The sequence below is a fragment of the Paraburkholderia sp. USG1 genome (genome assembly GCF_031570135.1).
Classification (GTDB): domain Bacteria; phylum Pseudomonadota; class Gammaproteobacteria; order Burkholderiales; family Burkholderiaceae; genus Paraburkholderia; species Paraburkholderia dioscoreae.
In genome coordinates, this window is the sequence record NZ_JAMWXW010000008.1 from 130,944 (window position 1) to 156,199 (window position 25,256).

A 25,256-nucleotide genomic window follows, 5' to 3' on the forward strand; every position below is an offset into this window, starting at 1 on the left:
AAAAGCGGCGCCCGAGAGCGCTGCTTTCCCATTCCGACCGTTTCTGAGCGCTGCTTCAGCGTTCCTGCACTGGCGCCTGAACACGCGCCTTCCACTGCCCGCCCTTGCCACGCCAGTAGCGCACCGCCGACGCAAACGTCGCGCCGACATAAAACAGCGCGACCAGCGGCAGAAATGGCGCCCACAGCGGCGAGCGGCGATAGTAGCTGAGCATCGGCGCATAAGCGCAGCACATGGCCGCCCAGGCAAGCCATGCGGGCCACCCCGTCGGACCGAGCACCAGTGCGGCCACCGGCGGCATCAGATAGATGATCGTCATGCCCACCAGCGTGCCCGCCAGCAGCAACGGCGAGTAATGCAACTGCGTGAAAGCCGTGCGCGCGATCATGTTCCAGACCTCACGCCAGCTGTCGTACGGACGCAGCGATACGCTGCGCGCCGCCACATCCAGCCGGATCGGATGGCGCCCCGTGCCGCGATGCTTGATTCGTGCGGCCAGGCTGCAATCGTCGATCAGCTCGGCGCGGATCGACTCGATGCCGCCCGCTTCTTCCAGCGCGCTACGGCGCACCAGCATGCAGCCGCCTGCGGCCGCCGCCGTACGATTGCGCGGGTTGTTGACCCACGAGAACGGATACAGCTTGGCAAAGAAGAAGACGAACGCGGGAATCAGCGCCTTTTCCCAGAACGAATCGCAGCGCAGGCGGACCATCAGCGAGACGAGATCACGCTGTTCCGCGTCCGCGCGCGCGACGAGTTGCGCAACCGCGTCGGCGGGATGGCCGATGTCGGCGTCCGTCAGCAGCAGAAAGTCCGCCGGCAAGCCGAGCGTGCGCACGGCCTCGATACCTTGCGACTGCGCCCACACCTTGCCCGACCAGCCCGGCGGCAGCGGCTTCGCGCTCAGCACGGTCAGGCGGTCGGGGCACTGCAACTGCAACGCGGCCGCCCGGGCGGCGTCGGCGGTGCCGTCGGTGCTGTGGTCGTCCACGACGATCACGTGGAATTCGCCCGGATAGTCCTGCTGAAGCAGCGTGGTGACCGCCTCTGCAATCACATCGACTTCATTGCGGGCCGGCACCACGGCGGCAACCGCCGGCCAGGACGCGCGCGGCCCGATGGTGAGCGGCGCGGCAGGACGCGCGCGCCAGAAACCGCCGCGCGCGAACAGCAACACACACCAGATCAGCAGGGAAACACACGAAAGAAGAAACAGAACCACCGCCATTAAGCATTACCCTCGATTGAACGCGCTGCCACACCGACGCGCCGCGACAGCCACATCACTGCAGTGCGGGCCGCGACGACGCACCAGTCAAACGTATTGAGTTCCGGCCGCTCGCGAAACACGTCGTAGCCTGCCTTCTCGATCCGTTCGAGGAAGCGCAGGCCGCCGTGAATGGCGCCGCATAACTCGATTCCCAGCCGGCCGGAAATGCGCAATGCAAGCGGCGCGCCGCGCACCAGCATCTCCCGGACGAAGGACACTTCATGTGCCATGAGCGCGCGCCAGTCCTGATCGGCGACACCGTTGGCGATATGCGCCTCGCTCACGTTGAAGCGCCGCAGGTCCGCGAGCGGCAGATACAAGCGGTCCTTTTTCCAGTCGGCGGAGACGTCGAGCCAGAAACTGATCAACTGCGACGCCGTGCAGATCGCGTCGGCGTCGGCGAGATTTTCCGGCGTGGCCGCGCCGATCAGGTGCAGCATCAGATGCCCGAGCGGATTCGCCGAGTGGCGGCAATAGTCCAGCAGCGCGGCCCGGTCGGCATAGCGGCTGGTGTCGATATCCTGAGCGCACGCATGCAGCAGATCGTAGAACGGCGCGAGCGGTAGTTTATACTGCGCCACGACACCGGCGAGCTTGCCGAACAGATGCGGGTGCACCGGCGCCGCGCGCCGCGCCGCCACCGCGTCGAGGCCGGCGCGGAAGTCGGCGAGACGGGCGTGCCGTTCGGCCGCGCTCCAGTCGCCTTCGTCGGCAATGTCGCCCGCCGTGCGGACGACCTGATAGATTATGCCGACAGGCGCGCGCAGCGCCTTTGGCAGCAACACGCTCGCGACCGGAAAATTTTCGTACTGATCGACGTCCATCCAGCGAGCCTCGAAACCCTTTTGTAATGCGGGCGCCGCAGCGCCGCAGGACTACGTAGTTTAAGGGTTCCGTTAAACCGCTGCAGCGTGTAATGATTGCCGCACGATTGCCGTATCCGCATTGCCGTGAGCCTGCTTGCCGCTCCAGCCGCCGCCTGCCACTGCGGCGCCCGCCCAACACCGGCCGGGCGCCCCCAGAGCAAAGCCGGCCTGATAGCGTTAGAATGCGCGTTTGGTTTTGCTGTACCGGCTGTCGCCGGGCTCAAGACGTCAACTAATTAGATGATCGCGGCGATAGAGTCATATTTACCGACTTCTTCGAACCCGCGTCAGTCGGAGTTCGCCAACTTATGCGAGTCATCCTTGCTCAACCCCGCGGCTTTTGTGCGGGTGTTGTTCGTGCAATCGAGATTGTCGATCGCGCGTTACAACAACACGGCGCACCCGTGTACGTACGCCACGAGATTGTTCACAATCGTCACGTAGTCGACAATCTGCGCCAGAAAGGCGCGCGCTTCGTCGAGGAACTCGACGAAGTGCCGCAAGGCGCCGTGGCGATTTTCAGCGCTCACGGTGTCGCTCAAACTGTCGAGCGTGACGCCGAAGCGCGCGGTCTCGACGTGCTTGACGCGACCTGCCCGCTGGTCACCAAAGTGCATGTGCAGGGTCGCCAATATGTCGGCGCCGGCCGCACGCTGATTTTGATCGGCCACGCCGGGCATCCGGAAGTGGAAGGCACGGTCGGCCAGATTCCGGGCAAAGTGCTGCTGGTGCAGAGCGAGGCCGAGGTCGAAAACCTCGACCTGCCGCTCGACACGCCGCTCGCTTATGTCACGCAGACCACGCTGTCGGTGGACGACACGCGTGGCATTATCGACGCCCTGCTGAGCCGTTTCACCGACATCGTCGGCCCGGATACGCGCGACATCTGCTATGCCACGCAAAACCGCCAGGCGGCGGTACGCGAGTTGAGCAAACAGGTGGACGTGCTGCTGGTGGTGGGCGCAACCAATAGTTCGAACTCGAACCGGCTGCGCGAGATCGGCAGCGAAAGCGGCGTGGCGAGTTACCTCGTCGCCGACGGTTCGGAGGTGAAGCCGGAATGGTTTGCGAACGTGCAGACCGTCGGCATCACGGCCGGTGCTTCGGCGCCGGAAGAGATGGTGAAGAACGTAATCGATGCGCTGAGCGCATTGGGGCCTGTCGATGTCACGACGATGGCGGGCCGTGAAGAGAAAGTCGAATTCAAGTTGCCATCGAAGCTGATGCAACCACTCGCCGCACGCGAAGTTTAAGGAGGACGTTTTGTCTATTCCGCTGCTACAGAAAGTCCGGGTCGGCGCATACATCATGCGTCAACATCTCTCCGGCAATAAACGCTACCCGCTCGCCCTGATGCTGGAGCCGCTGTTCCGCTGCAATCTCGCCTGCAATGGCTGCGGCAAGATCGACTATCCGGATCCCATCCTGAATCAGCGTCTGTCGCTGGAAGAATGCCTCGGCGCCGTCGACGAATGCGGCGCGCCGGTGGTCTCGATCGCAGGCGGCGAACCGCTTCTGCACAAGGAAATGCCGCAGATCGTGAAGGGCATCATCGCGCGCAAGAAGTTTGTGTACCTGTGCACGAACGCGCTGCTGATGGAAAAGAAGATGGACGACTACGAGCCGAATCCGTACTTCGTGTGGTCGGTTCACCTCGACGGCGATCAGCAGGCGCACGATCATTCGGTGTCGCAGGAAGGCGTGTACGACAAGGCTGTCGCCGCCATCAAGGAAGCGAAGCGCCGCGGTTTCCGCGTGAACATCAACTGCACGTTGTTCAACGACGCCGTGCCGGAACGCGTCGCCGCGTTCTTCGACACGCTGGGCCCGATGGGCGTGGACGGCATCACCGTTTCGCCGGGTTATGCGTATGAGCGCGCGCCGGATCAGCAGCACTTCCTGAACCGCGACAAGACCAAGCAACTGTTCCGCGAGATTTTCAAGCGCGGCAACAATGGCAAGAACTGGTCGTTCAGCCAGTCGGGCATGTTCCTCGACTTCCTGGCCGGCAATCAGACGTACGAGTGCACGCCGTGGGGCAACCCGGCACGTACCGTGTTCGGCTGGCAAAAGCCGTGTTATCTGGTCGGCGAAGGTTACGTGAAGACCTTCAAGGAACTGATGGAAACCACGCAGTGGGAAAAATACGGCACGGGTAACTACGAGAAGTGTGCCGACTGCATGGTTCACTGCGGTTTCGAAGCGACCGCCGTGATGGACACGGTAGCGCATCCGCTGAAGGCGTTGAAGGTCAGCCTGCGCGGACCGAAAACGTCGGGCGCTTTCACCAAAGATATTCCTCTGGATAAGCAACGCCCGGCCGAATATGTCTTCTCCCGCCACGTCGAGATCAAGCTGGAAGAGATCAAGGTTTCCGGCAAGGGCAAGAAAGTGCAGACGGCTACAGCAGCCCACTAAGCGGTCGTTGGCGGTGCTGTCGCGCCGCCGGTGATCGCGAAGAAAAAAAGCGCGGTGGCCATCAAACCACCGCGCTTTTTTTACGCCTCATGCCTCACGAGGCATTTGACCGTTACCCCGCGCTGCGCGCATTGTGAGCGGTCAAGAACTTGATCAGCCCGTCAATGCCGCCTTTGGCGATCTGGTCGGCGAACTGCGTCTGGTACACCTGGATCAACCAGGCGCCCATCATGTTGATGTCGTAGACCTTCCAGCCAGCGCCGTCTTTGGTCATGCGATAGTCGATCGCGTCGTCGCCGCCATTGCTGAGCACGTGCGACTGCACGACGACGTCTTTGGCACCGGCCGGCACGTTGGCCGGCAAGAACTTGAACTTGACGTCCTGGTCACGCAGTTGGGATAGCGAAGCAGCATAAGTGCGGGTGAGCAGCAGCGTAAACTGCTCGTACAGTTGCTTTTGCTGTTCGGGCGTCGCGGTGGTCCACGCCTTGCCGACCGCGATCCGCGTGGTGCGCTGAAAGTCGGTGGCCGGCAGGAAGCGCGACTGGACGAGCTGGGTGATCTTCGCCATGTCGCCGCCGCGCGCCTGCGGGTCAGCCTTCATCGCGGCCACCGTGCCCTCGACAGCACTTTTTACCACCGCGTCGGGCGCGCTTTGCGCGTAAGCCGCAGTGGATACGACGGCCGCAGCCAGAAAAGCAGACAGATAACGTTTCATACGCTCGACAGAACCTGAAAGAAGAAAGCGCCGCCGGGCTCGCAAGCTCGCGGCGAAAGCAGGATAGACCAGTATACCGACATTGCGTTCCCGCCCCAAAGCACCCTTCCGGGAGCCGCACTTGCTAGCGAACCAGAGCCTAATCGCTCCGGCTCTGTATACTTGTGCACTTTCGTCAAAAACAACACCGTGATAAGACCACCTTCGCCTACATGCTGAAGTCATCTATTGTCCGTCTCGTCGCGTATTCAGTGCGTCATCCACTGCGGATCGTCGCCGTGTCGTTCGTGCTCGCCGTTCTGAGCGGCTTCTACGTTGCCCATAACTTCAAGATCAACACGGACATCAGCCGTCTCATCGAGACCGACAAGCAATGGACGGCTCTGGACAACGCCATAGACCAGGCGTTCCCCGATCGCGGCGATACCGTGCTGGTGGTCGTCGAAGCACGCGCGCCGGAATTCGCCGATGCCGCTGCCCAGGCGCTGACTGCCGCGCTCAAAGCCGATCCCAAGGAATTCGTGGCGGTTTCGCAGCCGGCCGGCGGCCCGTTCTTCGAACACAACGGCCTGCTGTTTCCGTCGACCGACGAGGTGATGTCGACCACCTCGCAACTCGTCCAGTCGCGCCCGCTCGTCAATGCCCTCGCGCACGATCCGAGCCTGACCGGCCTCGCCGGCACGCTCACCACGAGCCTGTTGCTGCCGCTGCAGATCGGTCAGGTGAAGCTTGGCGACATGAGCCATCTGCTGTCGCAAAGCGCGACCACCCTCGACAGGGTGCTGGCTGGCCAACCGGCGGCGTTCTCGTGGCGTGCGCTGGTCGACAAGAGCGCGGCCACGGAGCCGGCGCGCGCCTTCGTCGTCGTGCAACCGGTCGTGAACTACGACGCGCTGGAGCCGGGCGCCACGGCGTCGAAGTCGATCCGCAACACGGCCGCCGCGCTGCACCTCGACTCGCGCTATGGCGCCACGATCCGTCTGACCGGCGAACAACCGCTCGCTGACGAAGAATTCGCGTCAGTCAAGGACGGCGCGGTGCTCAACGGCATCGGCACCTTTATCGTCGTGCTGATCATTTTGTGGCTGGCATTGCGCTCGGGCCGCATGATCGCGGCCGTGTTCATCACGCTGTTCGTGGGGCTCGCCATCACCGCGGCGCTCGGGCTGCTGATGGTGGGCGCGCTCAACATGATTTCGGTCGCCTTCATGGTGCTGTTCGTAGGGCTCGGGGTCGATTTCGGCGTGCAGTTCGGCGTCAAGTATCGTGAGGAGCGCAATCGCGACGACCGTCTGTCCGCCGCCCTCATGCATACGTCGCACAGCATCGGCGTGCCGCTCACGCTCGCCGCGGTCGCCGTCGCGCTGAGCTTCTTCTCGTTCCTGCCGACGGCTTACCGCGGCGTGTCCGAACTGGGCGAAATCGCGGGCGTCGGCATGTTCGTGGCGTACTTCACCAACATGACGCTGCTGCCGGCCCTGCTGAAGATCTTCAATCCGCCGGGCGAAGCCGGTTCGCCTGGCTTCAAGCAACTCGCGCCCGTCGACGATTTTCTCGATCATCATCGCAAGCCGGTGCTGATCGGCACGCTGATCGTCGTGATCGGCGCCACGCCGTTGCTCACGCATTTGCGCTTCGACTTCAACCCGCTTCATCTGAAGGATCCGCACACGGAGTCGATGGCCACGCTGTTGTCGCTGAAGGACTCGCCGGAAGCCGCGGTCAACAACGTGCATGTGCTGGCGCCGTCGCTCGCCGAGGCCGACCGCATGGCCGCGCGCCTGCGCACGTTGCCGGAAGTGGGACGCGTCAACACGCTCGACACCTTCGTTCCCACCGACCAGCAGCAAAAGCTGATGCTGATCGCGAGCGCCGCGCAGCAACTGTTGCCCGCGCTGCAGCAACAGCCCGCGCAACAGGCCACGGACGCGGTGCGTGTCGCCGCGCTCAGGCGCACGTCGAACCAGCTTTCGCTCGCCGCCGACGATCACCCAGGCCCTGGCGCCGCCGAAGCCAAGCATCTATCGGCCACACTAGAGAAGTTAGCCGCCGCCAACGCCGCCACGCGCGACCGCGCAGAAACCGCGATGTCCGAGACGTTGCGCATCGCGCTGGGTCAGCTGGCCAACCTGCTTCAGCCGACTGAAATCACCCGTGACAATCTGCCCAAGGAAATCTCGTCAGGCTGGGTATCGAAGGACGGCCGCGCCCTCGTCGACATCTCGCCGAAGGTGAAACCCGGCACCGATCCGAACGACGACGCCATGCTCGCCCGCTTCGCCCACGCGGTGAAAAAGGCGGAGCCAGGCGCGATCGGCGGCCCGATTTCGATCCTGCATTCGGCCGACACCATCATCAAGGCGTTCCTGCAGGCCGCCGCCTACGCGCTCATCTCGATTGCGATCCTGCTGTGGATCGCGCTGCGCCGTGTCAGCGACATGTTGCGCACGCTGGTTCCGTTGCTGGTCTCGGCGCTCGTGACGCTCGAACTGTGCGTGGTTTTCGGCATGCCCCTGAACTTTGCGAATATCATCGCGCTGCCGCTGATGCTCGGCGTCGGCGTAGCTTTCAAGATCTACTTCGTGATGGCGTGGCGCAACGGTCAGACCGGCCTCCTGCAGTCGAGCCTGACGCACGCTGTGCTGTTCAGCGCGGCGACCACGGCAACGGCGTTCGGCAGCCTGTGGCTGTCGCACCATCCGGGGACGTCAAGTATGGGGCGTCTGCTGGCGCTCTCGTTGTTGTGCACGCTGATCGGCGCCGTGGTATTTCAACCCGTGCTGATGGGCAAGCCGCGCGCACGTCGCGCGAAGCAAAAAGGAATATAAGCATGAAGCTGCGTAACACCGCGCTGGCAATCGTCGCCACCGGTTTGATTTCTGGCTGTGCCACCGGCCCCGACCGCAAACCGGGCGACCCGTTCGAACCGGTGAACCGGGCGGTGTTCAGTTTTAACGATGGGTTGGACCGCTATATCGCCGTTCCGGCAGCGAAGGGTTATCAGAAGGTCACGCCGCAGCCGTTGCGCACGGCGGTGAGTAACTTCTTTTCGAATCTGGGCGATCTGACGAACGCGGCGAACGCGCTGTTGCAGTTGAAGATTACCGACGCAACCGAGGACATCGTCCGTTTCGCGTTCAACTCGACCTTCGGTCTGGGCGGCCTGCTCGATTGGGCAACGCCCGCCGGGCTGCCCAAGCACCATCAGGATTTCGGCCTGACGCTGGGTCACTGGGGCATTCCGTCGGGCCCGTATCTGGTCCTGCCGCTGTTCGGCCCGAGCACCGTGCGTGACAGCATGGGCCTTATCGTCGACGTGAAGTTCAACCCGCTGAACTACATGGAGCCGGCGGTACGCAATCCGCTGTACGTGCTGCAGTTCGTCAGCGTGCGTTCCGACCTGCTGGGCGCGTCGGACCTGCTGCAACAGGCCGCGCTGGACAAGTACTCGTTCGTGCGCGACGCCTATACGCAGCAACGCCAGGCGCGTTTGCGCGGCACGGGCGACAACGCGGCGCCGCTGCCGAACTACGACGATCAGGGCGATTCCGGCGCTTCGTCGGTGCCTGCCGCAGGCGCACCGGCGGCAGGCGCTCTGCCGAATTACGCCGATCCGGGCGACGCCGCGGAGGCGCCGAACGCGGCCTCCGGCGCTGCCACGGGTGCCCCGGCTGGCGTGCCCAACTACACCGATCCGGGTGATACGCCGGCGAGCGGCGCAGCAGGCTCGACGTCGGTTGCGCCGGCTGCAGCGCCGAACGGTGCTTCAGACACGCCCGCGCCAACGCTGCCCGCAGCGCCGCCGGCCGACAACACACAGCCGGCTTCGGCACCGGTAACGCAGTAAGGGTTGGGATTTCAGAGAGGTGCCGCGCATTGGATTGACACTTGCGCGGCACTGGATATACAGGACGTTTTCAGGCGCTCGCCATCTGCAAGGCCCCGGCTTCGCCTAGCGCGCGCCGCGCCTCGACTAGCGAGATGCGGGCCGCGCGGGCGTCGACGGCAACCTGGATCAGGGCGGCGAGTTGCGACGGCTGGCGCAGCAGCTCACGTAAAATCGGTGCAAGCGCGGTCGTGCCGTCGTCGCGCAGGCCGGCAGTCGCCGCGGACGGCAGCGTACGCCACGCCGGATCGACGATCGCGCGGCAGACGGCGAACGGCACGCCAAGCGCGGCAGCCTTCGCGCCGGCAATATGCGACTCCATGTCCACCGCCAGAGCGCCGTTCGAGCGATGCAGCACGTCCTTGTCGCCCGCGCTCACCAACGGCGCGGTGACAGCCGCCATGAGCCCGCGCCGCACACGCCCGGAGAGCGGCCCGGATGCCAGCACGGCCGCAAGCCTGTCCGCCCATCGCCGATCGGTCGGCAAGCGCCCAAACGGCCCCTCGACGGCGTCCGCGACGATCACCGAGCCCGGCTGCAAATCCGGCGCCAAACCGCCCGCCGTGCCGAAACTCATGATGCCCGAGCAGCCACGCGCGACCGCTGCGCTCAATGCCTGCTCCAGCAGATCGGCGCGCGCCGCGTAGACGACCTCGACGCCTTCGCCGCGAGCGATTCGCGCTTCGAACGCCATGCCCGTCACCACGATGACCGGCAAGGCACTACGGCCGCCATCCGTTGAAGGAGTGCTCGGAAGAGGCATCCGTTACATCCCGACCGCGACGCGCGTCAGACCATTACGCTTCAGATGGCGGAAGCGCGCCAGTGCCCACAACGGGAAGAACTTGCGATAGCCGTGGTAGCGCAGATAGAACACGCGCGGGAAGCCGGTCGCCGTGAAGCGCGTTTCGTCCCACAGGCCATGCTCGCGCTGTTCCCGCTGCAAGTACGCGACACCGCGCGCCACCGCTTCATGATTGACTTCGCCCGCCGCCATCAGGCCCATCAGCGCCCACGCGGTTTGCGAAGCCGTGCTCGGCGCGCGTTCGTAGCCCTGGTAGTCGAGCTTGTAGCTCTCGCCGCCCTCGCCCCACCCGCCGTCTTCGTTCTGGATCGACAGAAGCCACTGCGCGGCGCGCTTCATGCGCGGGTCGTCGTGCGGCATGCCGGCTGCGTTCAGCGAACACAGCGCGGTCCACGTACCGTAGATGTAGTTCAGACCCCAGCGGCCATACCAGCTGCCGTCCGATTCCTGTTCCTTCAGCATGTACGCGAACGCGCGTTGGGCCGGCTCGCTACCCTGCGGCAGTTCGCCAAGTTGGGCGAGCATCGACAGACAGCGGCCGGAGACGTCCGCGGTCGGCGGATCGAGCAAGGCGCCGTGGTCGGAGAACGGAATGTTGTTCAGGTAGTACTGTGTGTTTTCCGGCTCGAACGCACCCCAGCCGCCGTCGCTGCTCTGCATGCCGACCACCCATTCGCGCGCCCGCGCTATGGCTTCGCGATCGACCTCGGAATGCGTGAGCGCCGCCGAGCGATGCATGGCCATGACGACCACCGCCGTGTCGTCGACGTCCGGGTAGTAGTCGTTGTTGTACTGGAATGCCCAACCGCCCGGCCGCACATTCGGACGGCGCGAAATCCAGTCGCCGCGCACGTCGAGAATCTGCAGGGGACGCAGCCACGCGAGCCCGCGTTCGGCTGCCTGCTCGGCATGCGCCTCGCCGGTTTCGAGCAGCGCGTGCGCGACGAGCGAGGTGTCCCAGACCGGCGACAGACACGGCTGGCAATATGCTTCGTCATCCTTGATAACGAGCAGCTTTTCGACAGACTGGCGAGCTATCGCGCGATTCGGGTGATCGGCCGGATAGCCGAGCACGTCGTACATCATCACCGAGTTCGCCATAGCCGGGAAAATCGCGCCGAGCCCGTCTTCGCCGTTCAGCCGTTCATCGACGAAGGCCACCGCCGCGCGCACCGCGCGCTCGCGCGTGGCTTTCGGGAACAGACCGTCCACCGCGCGCAGCAGCATGTCCACGCCACTGAAAAACCGGAACCACCCAGCATGCTGATGCGGCGCCCGATCGCGCGGGCCGGTGTTGACCGGCGCACCGCGGAACAGCTCGTCGATCCGCACGCGGCGCGGATTGCGCGCCAGCGGCCGCTTCGCATTGAGCACGAGCAGCGGCACGATCACGGTACGCGCCCAGTACGACACCTTCGAGAGATGGAACGGAAACCACATGGGCAACAACATGATCTCGACGGGCATCATGGGCACCGCGCGCCATGACACCACGCCGAACAGCGCGAGCAGAATCCGCGTGAAGACGTTCACGGCTTCGGCGCCGCCGTTGGCGAGGATCGCCTCGCGCGCACGGACCATGTGCTCGGCATCCGCCGGGTCGCCGATCATCTTCAGCGCGAAGTACGCCTTGACGCTGGCGCTGACGTCGAGCGCACCATCGGTAAAGAGGGGCCAGCCGCCGTCGGGCAACTGGATGCGGCGCAGATAGCGCGCGATCTTCTGCTCCAGCTCCACGTTCGGCGTTTCGCCGAGATAGTGGACCAGCAGCACGTATTCGGCGGGAATCGTCGCATCGGCTTCGAGTTCGTAGACCCAGTGACCGTCCGGCTTTTGCGCGGCGAGGATCGCATCGGTGGCGCGCGTGATGGCGGCGTCGAGCAATGCTGCGGGAGCTTCGCTCGCAGCGGCCGGCGCGGGCGGCACCGCGCCCGCGACTTCGGGCAAAACGGCGTCCAGCGGCTGGGTTTGGGATAAATCGTTCATCGGCGTTCCATCGGTTCATTCAGCAGCGTATCCGCGGCCTTCTGGCCGGAGCGGATCGCGCCTTCAATCGTCGCGGGCAGGCCGGTGGCCGTCCAGTCGCCCGCGAGCATCAGGTTTTTCCAGCGAGTGCGCGTGCCGGGCCGCAGCGTTTCCTGATCCGGCAGCGCGGCGAAGGTCGCGCGTTTTTCCACGACGACTTGCCACGCCGGCATCGGCGCGGCAGGCAAGTTGGCCGCCTGCGCCACTTCGGCCCAGACAGTGGCCGCGAGCGCTTCGTGCGGCGTGTCGAGCAGCAGCTCGGCGCCGTTCAAGGTCGCCGACAGGCGCCCGTCGAAAGCGAACAGCCATTCGGCCGTGCCGTTGAGCAGCCCGGTGACCGGTGGCAAACCAAACGGCGGATCGATCGCGAAATGCACGTTGACGCTCGCCGCGAAGCGCGTCGGTACGCGCACACCGGGCACGAGCGTTTGTGCGGTCTCCGGCGGCACCGCGAGAATCACGGCGTGACCCGCTTCGAGCACGATGCTTTCGCCGGCGAATTTCAGCGCCTGCACACGGCCGTTGTTGGCGGCAAATACGATTTCTTCCAGGCGCGAATCCAACCTGATCGCCGCGCCGCCATGCTGCAGCAGCCGCAACGCCGGATCCACGAACGCGCTGCCCAGACCGTTGCGCGCGACCAGTGGCCGGCACGCAAGGCCGCCGGCCATCACGGTCTGCCGCACGATGGCGCCCGTCAGTTCCGCCGACGCTTCACGTGGTTCGACGTTCAGCAGGGCGTGAAATAGCGGCCGCAGCAGGCGGTCCCACAACGGACCGGTGCAGCGCATGGTCTGCGCGACGCTGCGCCCGGGTTTGGCGAACAGCAGCGGCACGAGCGCCAGATAGTCGCCCGGCCCGGTGTTCGGCACGCGCGCGTTCGGATCGAAGACCCACCAGGGCAGGCGTCCCGGCGACAGGCGCACGGTCCAGCGCGAGCGCGTGGCGAGATCCACGAACGGATATTCGGGCTGCGCCGGCCCGGCCAGTTCGTCGGCGGCGCCGATCGCTCGCGTGTAGTTGAGCGTCGCGACATTGCCCGCGAGGACCATGTGATTGCCGCTGTCGAGCGTCGCGCCCAGCCTCGCGTCGTAATACGAACGGCAACGGCCGCCCGCCTGGGCAGCCGCTTCATGCAGCACGACGTGCGCGCCGCGCCGCTGCAACTGCACTGCGGCGGCCAGACCGGCAAGGCCTGCGCCGACCACATGTACGAGCTTTTGCATCAGCTCAGAAGAACGCGTAACGCGCGACGATCCACAGCATGCGCAGCTTCGGCTTGCGGACCTTGGTGCGCGGAATGTCGAAGCCGCGCTCCAGCGTCCGTTCGAGCAGCACGCGGTACACGCCCGACATGATGCGCGGCGCCCGCACCTGGCTGCGCGGCTCGCGGTCCATGATCGCGTCGGACGCGGCAAAGTGTTGCCTGGCCCGCTCGGCGAGCGTGGCGCACACGCGCGGCAGCGACGGGTCGTCGGCGATCTGCGTGGGGCTCGTTACCGCAATGCCTTCGCGCGCCAGCAATTCGTGCGGCAGATAGCAGCGGTTGATGCCGGCGTCTTCGTCGATATCGCGCAGGATGTTGGTGAGTTGCAGCGCGCGGCCCAAATGGTGCGCGAGCAGCCGGCCGGGTTCGTCCTGCATCCCGAATATCCTCACCGACAGACGGCCCGCCGCACTCGCGACGCGGTCGCAATAGAGGTCGAGCGTGGCTTCGTCGGGCGCGCAGATGTCGGCGGCGGCGTCCATCGCCATGCCGTCGATCATTGCGTGAAAATCTTCGCGTTGCAGATGAAACGTATGAATGTGCCGCGTCAGCGCGCGCAGCGACGTGCGCGGCGCGCCGGCGTAGCATGCGTCGATATCGGCACGCCAGCGCTCGAGCGCGGCGGCACGCTCGGCGCGCGGCATGTCGCTGTCGGCGATATCGTCGACGGCGCGGCAGAAAGCGTAGACCTGATACATCGCGTCGCGCTGCGCGGCCGGCAGAATGCGCATTGCGAGATAGAACGAACTGCCGGATGTGGCGGCAGCTGCGTCGATTTCTGTATCGCCCACGACAAGATTGGAAACAGCCAAGACGATCTCCGCTGGAGGCGCCCGCTGAAAGGCGTTCAAGAAGTTTGATGCCTGCCGCAAGGCAGGCGGCACGCGCGCGCGGACACGCGCGAAATACCCGGCTGGGAGGCCGGAAACGGCAAAAAGTATATCAATCTTTGTAAGATGCCGCAGTTCCGCCAGCGAATACAGGGCCGGAAGCAGGCCCAAAGCCGACGAGGCGGCGCCCCTGGCGACATGCCGTACGGCGCACGCCGCGCCTCCCGCGAACCGGAACACCGCCGCCAGGCGGCCTCAGACAAACGCAACCGAACGGTTGCGACCTTGCCGCTTCGCGCTGTAGAGCGCGGCGTCGGCTTCATTGATGAGCACGTCGTACGAAGGCACGCCGACACGGGCGCACGCGCCGCCGACGCTCGCCGTCACCGGCACGCTCGTGCCCTGCACTTCGACCGGCGTGTCGGCAATCGTGCAGCGGATCTTTTCCGCCACGCGCATCGCGTCGTCGAGCGGCGTGCACGGCAGCAGCAAGGCGAACTCCTCGCCGCCGAAGCGCCCGAAGGTGTCCTGCGCCCGCACCACCTCGGCGACGCGTTGCGCCATCACGCGCAGCACCGTGTCGCCGACGCCGTGGCCGAACTGGTCGTTGATCTTCTTGAAATGATCGAGATCGAACAGCAGCATGGACATATCGCCGCCGTACCGCTGCCAGCGCGTGTATTCGTCGCGCAGGCGCGTTTCGAAGAAGCGACGGTTGGCGATCCCCGTCAGGCCGTCGCGGTCGGCATATTCCTGGAGCTTCGCGACCGCCTCTTCGCGTTCGCGCTGCACGATGCTCACGTGCGTCACGTCCGAAATGGTCACGCACACGGCCACCACTTCGCGCTCGCGCATGAGCGGCATGAACGTGCAGTCCTGCTGCATGAAGTCGACGCCGCCGGTTATGGGCCGGTCGTGATCGAACTTGAAGAGATACGGGCGCTGCTCCCACGAGCTGAACGCAAAGCTGCCGAGCTGAAAGACGCTTTCGATCTTGCGCGATAACCACACGCGCGGCAGTTCCGGAAAATGCGTGTACAGCGACCTGCCGACCACCTGTTCCGGCGACAGTCCACTGTGATCCTGCATGAAGCGATTCCACATGAGCACGTTCATGTCGCGATCCAGCACGAAAATGCCGAAACCGACACGTTCGACCACCAGATCGCTCAACGACTCCACGGGCACGTTCATAAGCTCGACAACAGCGCGTCGAGCGCTCCGTTCATGTGGCGAATCGATTCTTCGGCCATCAGCATCACGAGGTGGGCGCGGAAACTCTGATCCTCGAGCGCGAAATTCACTTCGACCAGCAGGGCGACTTCCCATTGCAGCACGCCGGGCTGGAAGACCGCGTCGAGCGTCATGGCTTCGCCGAGCAGGCCCGGCGCGGAGAAGATCGGCGTGCGGCCGAGCTGATCGAGAATGCACGATACGCACGCGCCCGTCAGCACATTCGCGACGTCGAACACCAGTTCCTTCTGGCTCACCGTCTCGTAAGTCGAGCGCGAATACGGATCGCTGACCAGCGAACACAGTTGCTCGATGCTGTCGCTGCGGCAGATCACCAGCGCTTCGCCCTTGATGTCGGAGCGAAAGCCCTGGCGCACCGCGCTCACGGTGTCCTCGATCCCGGTCATCTCGCGCAGCGCCTGCGCCGCCTCGCTGACCGCCACCACTTTCACGCGCGGCACCGACAATTCGATGAACGCATCGAGCAGCCGCGCAAGACGTGTCGCGGCTTGGCCCATCGCCAGATTGGCGACCTCTTGCAGCGCGTCGCGCTGATCTTCGGTGAGGACTGGCTCAGACATACAACCCGTACTCCTTGAGGATGGGTAGTACCGCCTCGGGCGTCACGGGCTTGGCGATGAACGCGGCCGCGCCGAGCGAGCGCACGCGCTGCTGGGCCATCGGCTGAACATCGGCGGAGACGACGATGACGAAGGTGTTCAGATCCTCGTGCTGCAAAGCTTCCAGCACCTGATAGCCGGTCATGTCCGGCATGGTCAGGTCGAGGAACATCACCGACGCTTTGCCTTCACGATACAGAGCGAGCGCTTCGCGCCCGTTGGATGCGTAAGACACGTCGACCTCCCACTCCGGCGGCAATGCCTTGGTGAGCACTTTGCGGGCAAGCAATGAATCATCGGCGATCACAATAGGCAAAGGCATGGGCGGGTCGGAAAGCAGAATTAGCTCTTTCGCGTTAACGGCGAAGCGAGGTGAGTTCTTTAGCGCGACGTCTGTCGACCAGCGACAAAGTGCGCTGAAGCTTGCGGAAATGCGGGTTGCGGACGAACAGGCAGCGCGCGCGGCGAGGCGCGATAGACGGAACCGGTGGGCACGCATGAAAGCGTACGCGCACGGTGGACGACGGCTATGACCGGCATGTTCGAAGCCTACCCCGTAGATGAATCTGCGCGGCCATCGTGGATCGGGCTGGTCTTTACCGCGCGCGTGATTCCGCGAACGCCTTCCGTCACGCGTGGTACGCGTGATGCGGCTGGGTGCCCCGCGGCAGACGCGTCCGAACATGGCGGACGCATTTTTATCGTGGCGCTGATTTTCGAAGTAAAACGACGGAAAAGCAACTCGCCAATTTCACTTTCATTAACGAGATTTTCTGTTAATTCGCTATTTTCAGAAAAATATCTGTAGATTCTTACGGCGGAATTTCGTTTTTATACTTTTGTGTACGTTTGCGCTTCCTGTTTCGTCGCTGTTTCAAAAAAACAGCCGATCTGGATACGTTTCGACGGCCGTTGGACAGCGACTCTAATGTGCGCTGTTAGCCACGGTAACTTCTACCGCCGCGCCGTGTCTATGCTTCTCGTATGATGCTGAATCCCGGCCTCTGCATTCCGAAAGACCTTCGTAAAATCGACAATGACACCAGACCGGTCCGCCCCGCCATCCGCGAGCCGCCTTTCCGCTGGCCGGCAGGATGGGGCGTTGTTCCCCGCCGTGCCCGAACAGAATTTCCAGGTGCGGCGTATCACACTGATCGCGCTGCTGATCGCGGCGATTGTCCTGCCCTGCCTGTATGTCGCCGCAATGGCAATCAGCGATCTGCGCATGCGCGAGGCGGACGCGACCGATATGACGCTGCGCACGGTGCGGGTCGCGGAAGAACACGCGCTGAAAGTGTTCGACATGAATGAGACGCTCGACGCGCGCATCGTCGATCTGACCGACGGTCTGGACGACAATGGCATCCGGGCGCGCGAAGCCGCGATCCACGAGAAGCTGCGTGTGATGGGCGGCGGCTATCCGCAGGTGGCAGCCGTGTCGATCTTCGGGCGCGATGGCACCTTGCTCGCCAGCAGCCGCTACTTTCCGTCGCCGGCCGTCTCGATCGGCGAGCGCGACGATTTCACCGGCGTTCGCGACGGCAAGAGCCTTGAGCATGTGTCGAAGGTCATCACCGGCCATGTCGCCGGCGAACAGGTGTTCAACATGGGCGTCGAACGGACTGGCACCGACGGCTCGTTCGCCGGCGTGGTTTCCGTCGCGCTGCGGCCGAGCTATTTCGACGCGTTCTACCGCGAATTGCTCGGCGGCAACGGCACGCCGATGACCATGAGCCTCGTGCGCGTGGACGGCTCGATCCTCGCTCACTATCCGCGCACGCCGCACGAACCCACCGCGATGGCGCAGCACACACCGTTCGCCGAAGCCCTCGCGCAAGGGCGGCGGGCGGGCGTCGTGCGCATGCATTCGAACGTCGACGGCGAAAATCTGATTCTGGCGTTCCGCCACGTCGGTTCGTATCCCGTGTACGTGGTGTGCGGCTATCGCGCCTCGGCGATCTGGGCCGCGTGGTACAGGCATCTCGGCGTACTGATCCTGTCGATGTTCACGCCGTCCGTCGTGCTGTGGTGCGTGATCTGGCTATCGCTGCGCCGGCTTGGCGCCGAAGAGGAAGCGTGGGAGCGCTGGCAGGCCGAAGCGTCCATGCGCCGCTCGATCGAGTCGGCATATCGTCAGTCGCGCAAGATGGAAGCGCTGGGCACCCTGGTCGGCAGCGTCGCGCACGATTTCAACAACCTGCTGATGATCCTCTCGGCCAACTTGCAGATCGCACGGCGGCGCGGCGCAACCGGACTCGACCGCGAATTGTCGGCAATGGAACGGGCGCTCAAGAGCGGCCAGTCGCTCACCCGACAGTTACTCGGCGTAGCGCGCAAGCAGCCGTTGCGCAACGAGACGCTGTCGCTCGAGCGCTGGCTGCCAGCGTGCCGCGAGTTGCTGCGCGCGTCGCTCGGCGCGAAGGTGTCGCTGGTCACCGATCTCGGCGTCGAGATCTGGCCGATACACGTCGACGTCGCGGAACTGGAGTTGGCGCTCATCAACGTGGCCGTGAACGCACGCGACGCCATGCCGAACGGCGGGCGTTTCACGGTGCGAGCCACCAATATCCATTTCCGGCCCGCAGACGGTTTTCCGCTGACGGGCGACTTCGTGCAGTTATCGCTCGAAGATACCGGCGTGGGCATGGCGCCTGAGGTGCTCGCGCGGGCCTTCGAGCCGCTTTTCACGACCAAGCCGAAAGGCATGGGCACGGGCCTCGGCTTGCCGCAGGTTTTCGCGTTCTGCGAGCGCTCCGGGGGTCTCGCCGCGATCGACAGTGCGGTCGGCGCCGGGACTTCGGTGCGTCTCTATCTGCCGCGTGCCGCAGCTGAACCAGCCGCCGACGGACCGCCCGAAGCGGGCGCGGAGGAAAGCGGCACACCTCCCGGCCTGCGCATTCTGCTGGTCGAAGACAATAGCGAAGTGGCCGCGGGGACTGAAGCCCTGCTACAGATGATGGGCCATCAGGTCACGTGCGTCTTCAACGCCGACACCGCACTGCGTCTCTTCGACGACGCCCGCGCGCGGCAAGCGCGCACCGGCGAACCGCTGCCGTTCGATCTGGTGTTATCCGACATCCATATGCCCGGCACCATGAATGGCATCGATCTGGCCGAGGCGGTCCTCGCATTCGACACCCGGCTACCGGTCATTCTGGTCACCGGCTACGCGGAGGAGCTTGATCGGGCCCGCCACGTCAACGTACGGGTGCTTTCCAAGCCTTTCGATATTGGTTTGCTGGAAAAACTCCTGCAAGCGATCCAACACGATCTGACGCAGACCGGCGCCGACCCGGCGCCGCATCCGGCGGAATAGCGCCCACCGCGGGCGTCTGGCCAGGTCTGCATTACCCACGCTTGTAAAAGCGCGGCGGCGGCATGTCGCGTTAATTGCGCCGCCGCCTCGCGCGGATAGGCGCCAGCGGGCGCCCAGCCCGTGGCATGGGCCCGGCACGATCGTTGCGGCATAACGAGGCAAGGAGAGCGGCGCGTTTGCGCGTCGTCCGTTCCGCCTAAATACGTCGGGAGACAGCCATGCAACACACCGTAATTGGTTTATTCGACACCTTTTCCCAAGCTGAAGCCGCCCGCGACGCCCTTGTACAAACCGGTTTCTCACGCGAAACGATCGAGTTGCAGGCGAATCCGGAACCATCTGTGGGCTCTGCGACCGACGAAGTCGCGGGTTCGGGTGTGCTGGCAAATATCGAGCGCTTTCTCTCGGGCCTGTTCACAAGCGGGCAGCGCGCGCCGGACACAGCGCGCTACGCCGAGGCCGTACGCCGCGGCGCTGTGCTCGTGTGCGTCAACGCGGCAAGCGAAGCCCATGCGGACCTGGCTCGTAATACCTTCACGAGACTGGGCGCGGCCGACATTGGCGAACGCGCGCCCGATTGGGACACGCAGACAGAGGCCGGGCGCGAGCATTCTGTCCTCGACGAACTCGGCATCGGCGCAGTGACGCCGGGCACGCCGCGTGCAGCGAACATGTCGACGCCTGCCGCCCGATCCGGCACGACGGCCGATCCGCTATACACCGTGCCGCCGGGCAGCACAGATGCGGAGCCGTTCGTGCCGCCGCCAGTTGGGGAGCGGCCGGTGGTCGATCGGGTCAACGAACCCGTGACGGATCCATTGGTCGGCGACGCGGGAAGAAGCGCGGTCGCCGCAGGCTCGATGCCGGGTTCCGGCGCGGTCATGCGACCGTCCGAAGTCGTCTCCGCAGCGGGTCAGCCAACCGCGGGTTTAGGCGGCCAGATGCCGAACGAATATCTGGAGTATGAGGAAGACTTCCGCGCGCACTACGACGAGCAATACGCGGCAGAAAACGAACGTTACGAAGACTACGTTCCGGCCTATCGCTATGGCGCGGAGATCGGCAAGGACGAGCGTTACCGTGACCAGCCTTGGGACGACGTCGAACCGGAGGCGCGGCGCCATTGGGAAACGACGTCGCCGGACAGCACGTGGGAGCGGTTCAAACTGGCCGTGCGGCACGGCTGGGAGCGCGTAACAGGGCACCACCACGTGTGAATGCGATCGCGGACGCAGCGGCAATGCCGTTCGATGACGGTACTGCCGCTGCATTCACTCTGAGCCGATCGCTCCCATTACCACCGTGACCGCTTCAGGAGGCGGCCTGCCGCTTGACCCACGCGACGTAACGATCGACGAAAGTTTGCAGGAATTTGCGCGTGCCGTCGTTCAGGATCTCGCCCTTGTCGTTGATGACTGCGGGATCGTGCTTGATGAACACCTCGGGTTGACCGAGTGTTGCGACGTCCAGGTATGCCAGCACATTGCGCAAGTGCTGTTGCGCCAAGGCCGAGCCGGTCGCACCGACCGACGTGCCGATCACGGCGCCCGGTTTGTTGCCCCAGGAGTTCGTGCCCCACGGGCGCGAACCCCAGTCGAGTGCGTTTTTCAACACCCCGGGTATGGAGCGGTTGTATTCGGGCGTGACGAATAGCAGGCCGTCGGCGGCTTCGAGGCGCTGCTTCAGCTGCTTGCCGGCTTCCGGGTAATCGGCGTCATAGTCCTGGCTGTAGAGGGGTAACGAACCGATGTCGATGAATTCGAATGTGAAGTCGGGTGGAGCGAGCGATATCACAGCTTGCGCCAACTGCCGGTTGAACGACTCGCGGCGCAGGCTGCCGACGACGACCGCAATGTGATAGGCCATGATTCGCTTCCTTGTGGTGTGGCGCCCGGGAGCGCAAAAAGGGTACGCGTTGTCCATCATAGGCAAAAGCTGGGTGGGCCGCGACGGCGGACGGCAAAAAGGCAGGTGTTGGATTATTGGGGACCATACGACGGCCGTCGTTGGCGGTGGATAACCCCGCATCGTGGAAAGTTATCCACAGATTCACTGAATAACCTTGTGGATAACTGATACTTTTGCCTTGTCAATCAAGCGTGCTTTCGGTTCGGCAAGTTTTGAGGCAAACGATTGTTTGCTGGAGTCCTGCTTTGCCGGAAGTCGAAAGAGCCCGGCATAAATGACCGGTGAGGGGCTCGATGCCCTAGCAAATCTACCTGATCGAGGAGCAGCCATGAGTCTCAACTACGCAGGAAAGTCCCACGATGAAGCAGTGGCCGCACGCAAGAAAGAAAAGCAGCGGGCGCAGGAGCAGCCCGGCGGGGAGATGGCCGTCGACGGTACGCAAGCGGACGCCGTGCATAGCAGCGGTGAATTGTCCGAACGTGGCAAGGAAGTGTGGCGTCGCGGCAGCGGCATGGACGGCGGCGGGAAAGTCTAGCCGCCGATGGCGGGGTGCCTCGCCTTGCGCCATGCTTGTGTGCTATGGACGCATCGCGTGGCGACGCGCTAGCGCGGGAAAAACGCCGCTAATGCAGACGCAAAGGCGCGATGCCTTGCTGCTTGAATCTGGAAAAGTTGTGCTTACTGCGGATTTAATGCGGTGGACGCGCTCACTCCGGCACCGCGATATCACCATCAACCAGCTGCCAGCCGTAGGTCTCGGCAAACGACTGTGCCGCGTCGGCGTCCTCGAAAAAGGGCATGTCAGCATGCCCCTGGAACGGGTAGATCACCCGTTCGTCGCTCAGGCGGATCACTTTCAGCGTCGGCACCGTACCACTCGAAGTACGGCGCGAGGACGCCATTACCTGATAGTTCGCACGGCCAGTGAGCGCAGGAAGAGTCGCGCGCTGCGAGCGCCTGGAAACCTGACTTGCCATTGGCGCGCGCATCAGAGGCCAGCGATCGACTGGCCGGCCACCATACCGTCGATAACCTGCTCTGCGTAACTGGCCGAAGCAATGCGCGCGTCGCCCGCCGCGCCGAATGGCGAGCGGCTCGGCACGCGAAAGACGCGGCTGCTGGTCATCGTGTCGTCAGTGCCGCGCCGGCAGATTCGCACGGCGGCGTCGAAGCCCGCGTCGTAGTGGCGGGCGCCGTCGAGACCGCGCGGCTGGTGCGGATACACCAGCGGATAGATCTCAAGACCTCGATAACTTCTGATCGTATTGCTCATGGTGCTCGTCTCCGGTGAAAGCGTTCGTTGAACGCGGCGTCTTTGCCAGGCGCAATGCCGACCAATCGCGGCGTATCTGCGAAGCGTGGTGTTGATCGACGATGCACGCGAAGAACGGCCGTTTATTCAAGCCGGATTGACGACACCGTAGAGCCAGGTAGGAGGAAGGAACCCCGTTCGATCAGGGCGCTGTGATGCGAGGCGATTGCAACAGGAACCGCGCGAGAAGCGCAGAGAACTGCAAGCTGTTGACCTACTGTAACACGTTAGTAGGGTGAGCGTTGAACGCATTTGTGCGCCAGGCCCAAGTGTTGCTTGGGAGCGCAGTGTATTGTCTGCTGCCTGATGGACGCTGCGGTCCGCCGCGCGCTCTCCAGACGGACTAAAGGCGCCATTGGCGGCGCCCTTCGTCCTCAACTTCGACCGCAAGGCCCATTAGTTGCCGAAGAACACGTTGCAGTACGAAGCCGGACCGTTGCACGGCGCCGGTGCTGCAGCGTGGGCTGCGCCCGAAGCGGCTGCAAACAGGGCAACGGAAGCAATCAGGACGGAAAGAATGCGTTTCATGGTGCTACTCCTCTTCGGCGTTTGGTTCGCGATCGGGTCCGATCGATGGACTGAAGAATATCGATTCAACGTCCGCTGACAAACAGCGAAGACAAGAAGACATTTTTTTGAATAATGAAACAATCCAGATGGATTTCCGTGGAGGGACGCGCTCCGCCTGCATGCAATCGGGCCATGTCGCCGACGCGGGAGACGTCATTCCAAGAATCCCTGGGCGCGAAGAATCGCGAAGATTGAAGCTAGATGAAGTGTACGGGCGGCGCATTGCACGTCGGCCGCGCGGCGCTTGCGAACGCGCCGCGCCGGCTAGCGCTCGCCGGGCGGCGTGTCCCGGTAACGCTCGAAGAAACGCGCATGCGACGCTTCATCGATCGAAACGGGATGCGAGGTGACACCGGCCGGATGCTTCTCGAGTTGAGCGCGTGTGCGAATCGGCCGACGCTGGAAATTGCCGCCGCAATTCGGACACACGTTGCGCAGCCTGGTGAGCGCGCACACTTCACAGAAGGTGCACTCGTACGTGCAGATCATGGCGTCGGATGCGTTTGGCGGCAGTGACTTGCCGCATCCTTCGCAGGACGGTCTCAGTTCAAGCATGGTGGCTCCGCGTTTTCAGGGAAGCGAGGTGCGCAACCGCCTCTCGCCTGTCGGCCAGTGTAAGTGGCGTCGGCTGCCCGGAATTGACAGCGAGACGTCAATTCCTGCCAACGCGGCGCACGCCTATTCCACCGTCACGTCAGCACTGTCCATAACACGAGCGTGAGCGCAAGGCCGACGACGGACACGATCGTCTGCAAAACCGACCAGACCATCACCGTCTGTTTCAATTGCAAACCGAAATACTCGCGGACCATCCAGAAACCGGCGTCGTTCACGTGGCAGAAGAACACGGAGCCCGCGCCGATGGCGAGCGCCATCAGCGAATTGTGCGTCGTGCTGAGACCCGCGACGACCGGCGCGACGATACCCGCCGTAGTGGTGGTGGCAACCGTCGCCGAACCCGTCGCCTGACGCAGCGCGACCGCGATCAGCCAGGCCAGCAGAATCAGCGGCATGTGCGCGCCGACCGCGACCTTGCCGATCGTCGTGCTGATGCCGGCTACCACCAGCGCCTGCTTGAGGCCGCCGCCGGCGCCGATGGTCAGCAGCAGCGCAGCGATCGGCGGCAGGCTCTTGCGCAGAATGCCGCCCACGCGCTCGCGCGCCATGCCCCGTGACCAACCCAATGCCACCACCGCGAACAGCACGGTGAGGCCGAGCGCAACCAGCGGCTCACCCAGGAAATTCAGCGTGTTGAACAGAAACGTTTCGGGCTGAAGCAGCAGCTTGGCGACCGTGCGCCCCAGCATCAACACAACGGGCAAAAGGATCGTGATGAGGGAGATCGCGAAACCCGGCGGCTCGCCGGTGTCTTGCTTTGCGCTGAAGAGCTTGCCCATTTCCTCCGGCTCGACCACGTGCATGCGCCTGGACAACCAGATGCCGTAGAGCGGTCCCGCGAGAATCACCGCGGGAATCGCGACGATCAGACCGAGCCCGAGCGTCAGGCCGAGATCGGCGTGCAGCGCGCTCACCGCGATCAGCGGACCCGGGTGCGGCGGCAGAAGCGCGTGCAGCGTGGTCATGCCGGCCAGCGCCGGAATCGCGATACGCAGGATCGGTTGCTGCGAACGGCGCGCCATCACGAAGATGATCGGCACCATCATCACAAGGCCAACTTCGAAAAAGAGCGGCAAGCCGATGATCAGTGCGACCACCGCCATCATCCACGGCAGCGTGCGCGGCGTGGAGTGCTTGAGAATGGTCGAGACCAGCCGGTCGGCGGCGCCGGATTCGGCCATGAGCGCACCGAGCATGGCGCCGAGCGCAATGATGATGCCGACGTCGCCGAGCAGCGCGCCCGCTCCTTTACTGAATGCACTGGCAACGGCTTCGAGCGGCAGGCCCGCCGAAAAACCCGCTGCGAACGTGCCGACCAGAATCGACAGGAACGGCGCGAGCTTCAGCGCGCTGATGAAAACGATGATCAGTACGAGCCCGAGCGCGCACGAGAGAATCAGTTGGGTGTCGTGGGATGACCACGGCGCGAGTGTTGTTGTCAAATGCACGGTGTCCCTTTTGGTCGAGAGAGTGACGCATCCGCGGGCCGCCCGCGGATGACGAATTGTAGCGGCGGGCGGCGATTCGACGCAGAAGGCGCCAGATCGGGAGCCCTACGAGCTTCGCTAGCTCGCGTGATTTGCTTATGTGAATT

The 25,256-nt window shown here is 64.1% G+C and carries 24 protein-coding genes; 8 read left to right on the forward strand and 16 right to left on the reverse strand.

Annotated elements, in window-relative coordinates:
• Positions 1-55: 55 nt before the first annotated feature.
• Together NE850_RS13150 and hpnC are read right to left on the reverse strand one after the other, a co-directional pair.
• On the reverse strand, positions 56-1,228 hold the full coding sequence (locus NE850_RS13150; RefSeq protein WP_007178619.1) for a glycosyltransferase: 1,173 nt from the start codon (positions 1,226-1,228) through the stop codon (positions 56-58).
• Positions 1,228-2,094: a squalene synthase HpnC gene (gene hpnC, locus NE850_RS13155; protein WP_007178620.1), complete on the reverse strand. Its 867-nt coding sequence runs from the start codon at positions 2,092-2,094 to the stop codon at positions 1,228-1,230. The genes NE850_RS13150 and hpnC overlap by 1 nt, the downstream gene beginning before the upstream one ends.
• 350 nt (positions 2,095-2,444) lie before the next feature.
• Between hpnC and ispH the strand changes: the two genes are divergently transcribed.
• Complete coding sequence (ispH, locus tag NE850_RS13160; RefSeq protein WP_007178621.1) at positions 2,445-3,389, forward strand: 4-hydroxy-3-methylbut-2-enyl diphosphate reductase; 945 nt, start codon at positions 2,445-2,447, stop codon at positions 3,387-3,389.
• 10 nt (positions 3,390-3,399) lie between these two features.
• Entirely contained in the window at positions 3,400-4,554 is a 1,155-nt protein-coding gene (gene hpnH, locus NE850_RS13165) for an adenosyl-hopene transferase HpnH (RefSeq protein ID WP_007178622.1), read from the forward strand.
• A gap of 112 nt (positions 4,555-4,666) precedes the next feature.
• On the opposite strand, the gene NE850_RS13170 is transcribed toward hpnH, so the two are convergent.
• Positions 4,667-5,272: a phospholipid-binding protein MlaC gene (locus NE850_RS13170; RefSeq protein ID WP_007178623.1), complete on the reverse strand. Its 606-nt coding sequence runs from the start codon at positions 5,270-5,272 to the stop codon at positions 4,667-4,669.
• A gap of 212 nt (positions 5,273-5,484) precedes the next feature.
• Between NE850_RS13170 and NE850_RS13175 the strand changes: the two genes are divergently transcribed.
• The gene (locus NE850_RS13175; RefSeq protein ID WP_007178624.1) at positions 5,485-8,100 is read left to right on the forward strand and encodes an MMPL family transporter; all 2,616 of its coding nucleotides are present in this window, start codon (positions 5,485-5,487) and stop codon (positions 8,098-8,100) included.
• Between the two features lie 2 nt (positions 8,101-8,102).
• Positions 8,103-9,119 carry a VacJ family lipoprotein gene (locus NE850_RS13180; RefSeq protein WP_007178625.1) on the forward strand — a complete coding sequence of 339 codons (1,017 nt, stop codon included), beginning with the start codon at positions 8,103-8,105 and terminating at the stop codon, positions 9,117-9,119.
• 70 nt (positions 9,120-9,189) lie between these two features.
• On the opposite strand, the gene NE850_RS13185 is transcribed toward NE850_RS13180, so the two are convergent.
• The 7 genes from NE850_RS13185 to NE850_RS13215 all read right to left on the reverse strand — a co-directional run bounded on the left by NE850_RS13185 (position 9,190) and on the right by NE850_RS13215 (position 16,260).
• A complete protein-coding gene (locus tag NE850_RS13185) occupies positions 9,190-9,921 on the reverse strand; it encodes a phosphorylase (RefSeq protein WP_310698845.1) in 732 nt (243 codons plus the stop codon).
• Positions 9,922-9,924: 3 nt separating this feature from the next.
• A complete protein-coding gene (gene shc, locus NE850_RS13190; RefSeq protein ID WP_007178627.1) occupies positions 9,925-11,949 on the reverse strand; it encodes a squalene--hopene cyclase in 2,025 nt (674 codons plus the stop codon).
• Entirely contained in the window at positions 11,946-13,214 is a 1,269-nt protein-coding gene (hpnE, locus tag NE850_RS13195) for a hydroxysqualene dehydroxylase HpnE (protein ID WP_165189580.1), read from the reverse strand. The genes shc and hpnE overlap by 4 nt, the downstream gene beginning before the upstream one ends.
• A 4-nt stretch (positions 13,215-13,218) precedes the next feature.
• Positions 13,219-14,067 (reverse strand): presqualene diphosphate synthase HpnD, encoded by an 849-nt coding sequence (gene hpnD / locus NE850_RS13200; protein WP_007178629.1) that lies wholly within the window; start codon positions 14,065-14,067, stop codon positions 13,219-13,221.
• 273 nt (positions 14,068-14,340) lie between these two features.
• The gene (locus NE850_RS13205; protein ID WP_007178630.1) at positions 14,341-15,279 is read right to left on the reverse strand and encodes a diguanylate cyclase; all 939 of its coding nucleotides are present in this window, start codon (positions 15,277-15,279) and stop codon (positions 14,341-14,343) included.
• On the reverse strand, positions 15,276-15,899 hold the full coding sequence (locus tag NE850_RS13210) for a chemotaxis protein CheC (protein ID WP_007178631.1): 624 nt from the start codon (positions 15,897-15,899) through the stop codon (positions 15,276-15,278). Before NE850_RS13210 ends, NE850_RS13205 begins: the two co-directional genes overlap by 4 nt.
• Complete coding sequence (locus NE850_RS13215; protein WP_007178632.1) at positions 15,892-16,260, reverse strand: response regulator; 369 nt, start codon at positions 16,258-16,260, stop codon at positions 15,892-15,894. The genes NE850_RS13210 and NE850_RS13215 overlap by 8 nt, the downstream gene beginning before the upstream one ends.
• Positions 16,261-16,467: 207 nt before the next feature.
• Here NE850_RS13215 and NE850_RS13220 point away from each other — a divergent pair, with 207 nt between their 5' ends.
• The 3 genes from NE850_RS13220 to NE850_RS13230 all read left to right on the forward strand — a co-directional run bounded on the left by NE850_RS13220 (position 16,468) and on the right by NE850_RS13230 (position 20,471).
• Complete coding sequence (locus NE850_RS13220) at positions 16,468-16,746, forward strand: hypothetical protein (RefSeq protein WP_157187735.1); 279 nt, start codon at positions 16,468-16,470, stop codon at positions 16,744-16,746.
• A 228-nt stretch (positions 16,747-16,974) separates the two neighbouring features.
• Positions 16,975-19,254, forward strand: a complete 2,280-nt coding sequence (locus tag NE850_RS13225) for a hybrid sensor histidine kinase/response regulator (RefSeq protein ID WP_007178633.1) — start codon at positions 16,975-16,977, stop codon at positions 19,252-19,254.
• A gap of 218 nt (positions 19,255-19,472) precedes the next feature.
• Positions 19,473-20,471 (forward strand): hypothetical protein, encoded by a 999-nt coding sequence (locus NE850_RS13230; protein WP_007178634.1) that lies wholly within the window; start codon positions 19,473-19,475, stop codon positions 20,469-20,471.
• A gap of 94 nt (positions 20,472-20,565) precedes the next feature.
• Here the strand turns inward: NE850_RS13230 and NE850_RS13235 are convergent, their stop codons facing one another.
• A complete protein-coding gene (locus NE850_RS13235) occupies positions 20,566-21,120 on the reverse strand; it encodes an NADPH-dependent FMN reductase (protein ID WP_007178635.1) in 555 nt (184 codons plus the stop codon).
• A 370-nt stretch (positions 21,121-21,490) separates the two neighbouring features.
• On the opposite strand from NE850_RS13235, the gene NE850_RS13240 reads away from it, so the two are divergent.
• Positions 21,491-21,697, forward strand: coding sequence for a hypothetical protein (locus NE850_RS13240; RefSeq protein ID WP_007178636.1), 207 nt, complete (start codon positions 21,491-21,493; stop codon positions 21,695-21,697).
• 172 nt (positions 21,698-21,869) lie between these two features.
• Here the strand turns inward: NE850_RS13240 and NE850_RS13245 are convergent, their stop codons facing one another.
• The 5 genes from NE850_RS13245 to NE850_RS13265 form a co-directional block, all read right to left on the reverse strand.
• The gene (locus tag NE850_RS13245; protein ID WP_007178637.1) at positions 21,870-22,151 is read right to left on the reverse strand and encodes a DUF6723 family protein; all 282 of its coding nucleotides are present in this window, start codon (positions 22,149-22,151) and stop codon (positions 21,870-21,872) included.
• Positions 22,151-22,435 carry a hypothetical protein gene (locus NE850_RS13250; RefSeq protein ID WP_007178638.1) on the reverse strand — a complete coding sequence of 95 codons (285 nt, stop codon included), beginning with the start codon at positions 22,433-22,435 and terminating at the stop codon, positions 22,151-22,153. The genes NE850_RS13245 and NE850_RS13250 overlap by 1 nt, the downstream gene beginning before the upstream one ends.
• Before the next feature lie 435 nt (positions 22,436-22,870).
• Complete coding sequence (locus NE850_RS13255; RefSeq protein ID WP_007178639.1) at positions 22,871-23,002, reverse strand: hypothetical protein; 132 nt, start codon at positions 23,000-23,002, stop codon at positions 22,871-22,873.
• A 306-nt stretch (positions 23,003-23,308) separates the two neighbouring features.
• A complete protein-coding gene (locus NE850_RS13260) occupies positions 23,309-23,599 on the reverse strand; it encodes a DUF1272 domain-containing protein (protein ID WP_007178640.1) in 291 nt (96 codons plus the stop codon).
• 134 nt (positions 23,600-23,733) lie between these two features.
• Positions 23,734-25,110 carry a gluconate:H+ symporter gene (locus NE850_RS13265; RefSeq protein ID WP_007178641.1) on the reverse strand — a complete coding sequence of 459 codons (1,377 nt, stop codon included), beginning with the start codon at positions 25,108-25,110 and terminating at the stop codon, positions 23,734-23,736.
• Positions 25,111-25,256 lie beyond the last annotated feature (146 nt).